Genomic DNA, 4234 nt, shown 5'->3' with positions numbered 1-4234 from the left:
GCTGGACAAAGAATGCTACCCGCTGATGATCGAGCGCTTCATGGCCCTGGCCTACGAGCCAGGTGCCGAGTTGCCCAAGCCGTATCCCCGCCCAAGCCTTGCGATCGACCCGGTGACCCGCGAAGCGGCGCTGGCCAAGTTCGGTCTGAGCCTGGACCGCCCGGTGCTGGCTCTCTGCCCAGGCGCCGAATTCGGTGAGTCCAAGCGCTGGCCGGCGGAGCATTACGCCCAGGTCGCCGAGACGAAGATTCGCGAAGGCTGGCAGGTCTGGTTGTTCGGTTCGAAAAACGATCATTCAGTAGGCGAGGACATCCGCTCGCGCCTGATCCCGGGCCTGCGGGAGGAGTCGGTGAATCTCAGCGGCGATACCTCCCTGGCCGAAGCCATCGACCTGTTGTCCTGCGCCGATTCGGTGGTGTCCAACGACTCCGGCCTGATGCACGTGGCCGCCGCCCTGAACCGGCCACTGGTGGCCGTGTACGGTTCTACTTCGCCGGGCTTTACGCCGCCGCTGGCCGAAAAAGTCGAAGTCGTACGCCTGGGCATCGAATGCAGCCCGTGCTTCGATCGCACCTGTCGCTTCGGTCATTACAACTGCCTGCGCCAGCTCATGCCGCCGTCGGTGAACGATGCCCTGGGGCGTTTGCAGGGCGCACCGGTGGAGGTTCAGTAACTTGCGGGTATTGCTGATCAAGACCTCTTCGCTGGGGGATGTGGTTCACACCCTGCCAGCGCTGACCGACGCGGCGCGGGCGATTCCCGGCATCAGGTTCGACTGGGTGGTGGAAGAAGGCTTTGCCGAAATTCCTACCTGGCATCCGGCGGTGGATACAGTCATTCCGGTGGCGATTCGTCGCTGGCGCAAGAACCTCTGGCAAACCATCAAAAGCGGCGAGTGGCGACGTTTCAAGCAAAGCGTGCGTGCCAAGAAGTACGATCTGGTGATCGACGCCCAAGGCCTGCTGAAAAGCGCCTGGCTGACCCGCTACGTCAAGGCCCCGGTGGCAGGCCTGGATAAAGAATCGGCCCGCGAACCCCTTGCAGCGCGCTTCTATTCCCGTCGCCTGGGCGTGGCTCGCGGTCAGCATGCGGTAGAGCGCGTGCGCCAGTTGTTTGCTGTGGCACTGGGTTATGACCTGCCCAAAACCATGGGCAGCTACGGCCTGAATGTCGATCGCCTGGTTGAATTGCCGCGCAGTTACCCTTACGTGGTGTTCCTGCACGGCACGACTTGGGAATCCAAGCACTGGCCTGAGCTCTACTGGCGTCAACTTGTTGAGCGCATGGGGCAGTTCGGCGTCGTGGTGAAGCTGCCATGGGGCAGCCCGCTGGAGAAAGCCCGGGCCGAGCGGATTGCCAATGGCCTGCGCAACGCCCTGGTATTGCCAAAGCTGAATCTGGGTGGGATGGGCAAGGTGTTGGCCGGCGCACAGGCCTGTGTGGCCGTGGACACCGGCCTTGGCCATCTGGCCGCGGCCCTGGATGTGCCGACCATTTCATTGCTCGGCCCCACCAACCCGGTGCTGACCGGTGCCTATGGCAAGGGGCAGATTCACCTCGCCAGTGATTTCCCTTGCGCGCCCTGCATGCAGAAACAATGCACTTATCCGCCGACCGCCGAAGATGCCCGTCGGTTTGACCTGAAACGCGAGCAGCCTCTGTGCTTCACGCGTCTGAATCCCGAGCGTGTTGCCAGCCACTTGAGCACGTTATTGGCTGAGGAGCCGCGCTGATGCAATTGGCTTTTGTCCTTTATAAATACTTCCCTTTCGGCGGCCTGCAGCGTGACTTCATGCGCATCGCCCTGGAATGCCAGCGGCGTGGTCACCAGATCCGCGTCTACACGCTGATCTGGGAAGGTGACGTCCCGCCGGGCTTCGAAGTGCTCGTGGCGCCGGTCAAGGCGCTGTTCAACCACCGTCGCAATGAAAAACTCAGTGCGTGGATGGAAAATGACCTGGCCAAGCGTCCGGTCGACCGTTTGATCGGCTTCAACAAAATGCCCGGCCTGGACGTGTATTACGCCGCTGACGGCTGCTTTGAAGACAAGGCGCAGAACCTGCGCAATTCGCTGTACCGGCGTTGGGGGCGTTACCGCCACTTTTCCGAGTACGAGCGAGCGGTATTCGCCAAGGATGCCAAGACCGAAATACTGATGATTTCCGAAGTGCAACAGCCTTTGTTCATCAAGCACTACGACACGCCGCTGGAGCGCTTTCACCTGCTGCCACCGGGCATCGCCCAGGATCGTCGCCGGCCCGCCGACGCCGATGAGGTTCGCGCCGCGTTTCGTGCTGAATTCGATCTGGCCGATGATGACCTGCTGCTGGTGCAGATCGGTTCCGGGTTCAAGACCAAGGGCGTGGATCGCAGCCTCAAGGCCCTGGCCGCGCTACCTTCGCAGCTTAAAAAACGCACCCGCCTGTTTGTAATCGGCCAGGACGACCCCAAAGTATTCCAATTGCAGAGCGCCGCGTTGGGGCTTGGTGACAACGTACGCTTCCTCAAGGGCCGCAGCGACATTCCGCGTTTCCTGCTGGGCGCCGACCTGTTGATCCACCCGGCGTACAACGAGAACACCGGCACCGTACTGCTTGAAGCGCTGGTGGCCGGCTTGCCGGTGCTGGTCAGTGCGGTGTGTGGATACGCCCATTACATCGCCGAGGCCGACAGTGGCCTGGTCTTGGACGAGCCGTTCGAACAGGCGCAGCTCACCGAGTACCTGGGGCGGATGTTGGGTGACGCCGACGCACGCGCGGCCTGGAGCCGCAACGGTCTGGCCTTCGCCGAGACGGCCGACCTCTACAGCATGCCGCAGCACGCGGCCGATGTGATATTGGCGGAGCACGCACAATGAAATTGATGCTGGCCGAACCGTTCAAGAGCCTTTGGGCCGGACGCGATGCGTTCGCCGAAGTCGAGGCGCTCAAGGGCGAGGTCTATCGCGAACTGGAAGCCCGGCGCACCTTGCGCACGGAGGTGGATGGTCGTGGCTTTTTCGTGAAAATCCACCGTGGCATCGGTTGGCGCGAGATCTTCAAGAACCTGCTGACCGCCAAGTTGCCGGTACTGGGTGCGGGACAGGAATGGAAAGCCATCCAGCGCTTGCAGCAGGTCGGTGTGCCGACCATGACCGCCGTCGCCTATGGCGAGAAAGGCAGCAACCCGGCCGACCAGCATTCGTTCATCGTCACCGAAGAACTGGCGCCGACCGTCAGTCTTGAAGATCTCAGCATGGACTGGGTCAAGCAGCCGCCACAGCCGAAGCTCAAGCGGGCCCTGATCGCCGAAGTGGCGCGCATGACCGGCATGATGCATCGGGCCGGGGTCAACCATCGCGACTGCTACATCTGCCACTTTCTGCTGCACACCGATAAGCCCGTGACCGCCACGGATTTCAAACTTTCTGTGATTGACCTGCACCGTGCGCAGATCCGTCCGGCCATCCCCCTTCGTTGGCGCAACAAGGACCTGGCGGCGCTGTATTTCTCTGCACTGGACATCGGTCTGACCCGTCGTGACAAGTTGCGCTTCCTCAAGGGCTATTTCCAGCAGCCGCTACGGCGGATCCTGGCCGAAGAAGCTTCGCTGCTGACCTGGCTCGAAGGCAAAGCCAACCGGCTTTATGCGCGCAAGCTGCGGTACGGGGGCGCGCTCTGATGTCGGGTTGGGTACTGGAGCCTTCCTACGCTGAGCTGGCAGAGGATTTCGGCAGTCTTGATGCAGTGTTCGCCCTCGAGGGCGAGCGTCTGACGCGGGACCCGCTGTCCGAGGTGATTCGGGTACAGCGCAGCGGCGTGAATTACTATGTCAAACGCTACACCGGGGCCGGCAAGGGGCTGCGGCGATACTTGGGTAAGCCGCGGGTCAAGTCCGAATGGCAGAACCTCAAGCGCTTCGCCAAGTGGGGCATCCCCACTGCCGAAGTCGTGGCCTGGGGGCTGGAGCGACGTGGCGCAGCCTATGACCGTGGCGCGATGATCACGCGCGAGCTGCCGGGCACCGAAGACCTCTCGGCATTGGCAAGGCGTCACGATCCAAGGCTGGCCAATCGTGCCTGGGTCGACGGGGTGAGTCGGCAACTGGCCGGCTATACCCGGACCATGCACGAAAATCGTTTTACCCATAACGATCTGAAATGGCGCAACTTGCTGATCGACGAGCAGTCACGGCTGTTCTTTATCGATTGCCCCAACGGCGATTTCTGGCGCGGTTTCTGGCTCAACTATCGCAT

General features: G+C 61.9%; 5 protein-coding genes. All 5 read left to right on the top strand.

Annotated features, from left to right (window positions below; all coding sequences use genetic code 11):
• The coding region (gene waaF, locus GSM73_RS21480; protein ID WP_160893758.1) for a lipopolysaccharide heptosyltransferase II at positions 1-673 on the top strand (673 nt) is incomplete at its 5' end.
• Between the two features lies 1 nt (position 674).
• On the top strand, positions 675-1733 hold the full coding sequence (gene waaC, locus GSM73_RS21475; protein ID WP_047225909.1) for a lipopolysaccharide heptosyltransferase I: 1059 nt from the start codon (positions 675-677) through the stop codon (positions 1731-1733).
• Positions 1733-2857, top strand: coding sequence for a glycosyltransferase family 4 protein (locus GSM73_RS21470; protein WP_139048600.1), 1125 nt, complete (start codon positions 1733-1735; stop codon positions 2855-2857). Before waaC ends, GSM73_RS21470 begins: the two co-directional genes overlap by 1 nt.
• Positions 2854-3660, top strand: coding sequence for a lipopolysaccharide core heptose(I) kinase RfaP (gene rfaP / locus GSM73_RS21465; RefSeq protein WP_047225907.1), 807 nt, complete (start codon positions 2854-2856; stop codon positions 3658-3660). The genes GSM73_RS21470 and rfaP overlap by 4 nt, the downstream gene beginning before the upstream one ends.
• Positions 3660-4234 (top strand): lipopolysaccharide kinase InaA family protein (locus GSM73_RS21460; RefSeq protein ID WP_256677036.1); only part of this gene is annotated, 575 nt, incomplete at its 3' end. The genes rfaP and GSM73_RS21460, both read left to right, overlap by 1 nt.

The organism is Pseudomonas sp. PICF6 (assembly GCF_009831705.1).
In the GTDB taxonomy this organism is placed as follows: Bacteria; Pseudomonadota; Gammaproteobacteria; order Pseudomonadales; family Pseudomonadaceae; genus Aquipseudomonas; species Aquipseudomonas rhizophila.
The sequence above is the reverse complement of the archived record's forward strand: the minus strand, read 5'-3'. Positions and strand labels throughout refer to the sequence as shown.

Bases quoted from the DNA above. Each gene is read 5' to 3' on its own strand.
- GSM73_RS21470 (WP_139048600.1), top strand. From the start codon at position 1,733: ATGCAATTGGCTTTTGTCCTTTATAAATACTTCCCTTTCGGCGGCCTG.
- rfaP (WP_047225907.1), top strand. From the start codon at position 2,854: ATGAAATTGATGCTGGCCGAACCGTTCAAGAGCCTTTGGGCCGGACGC.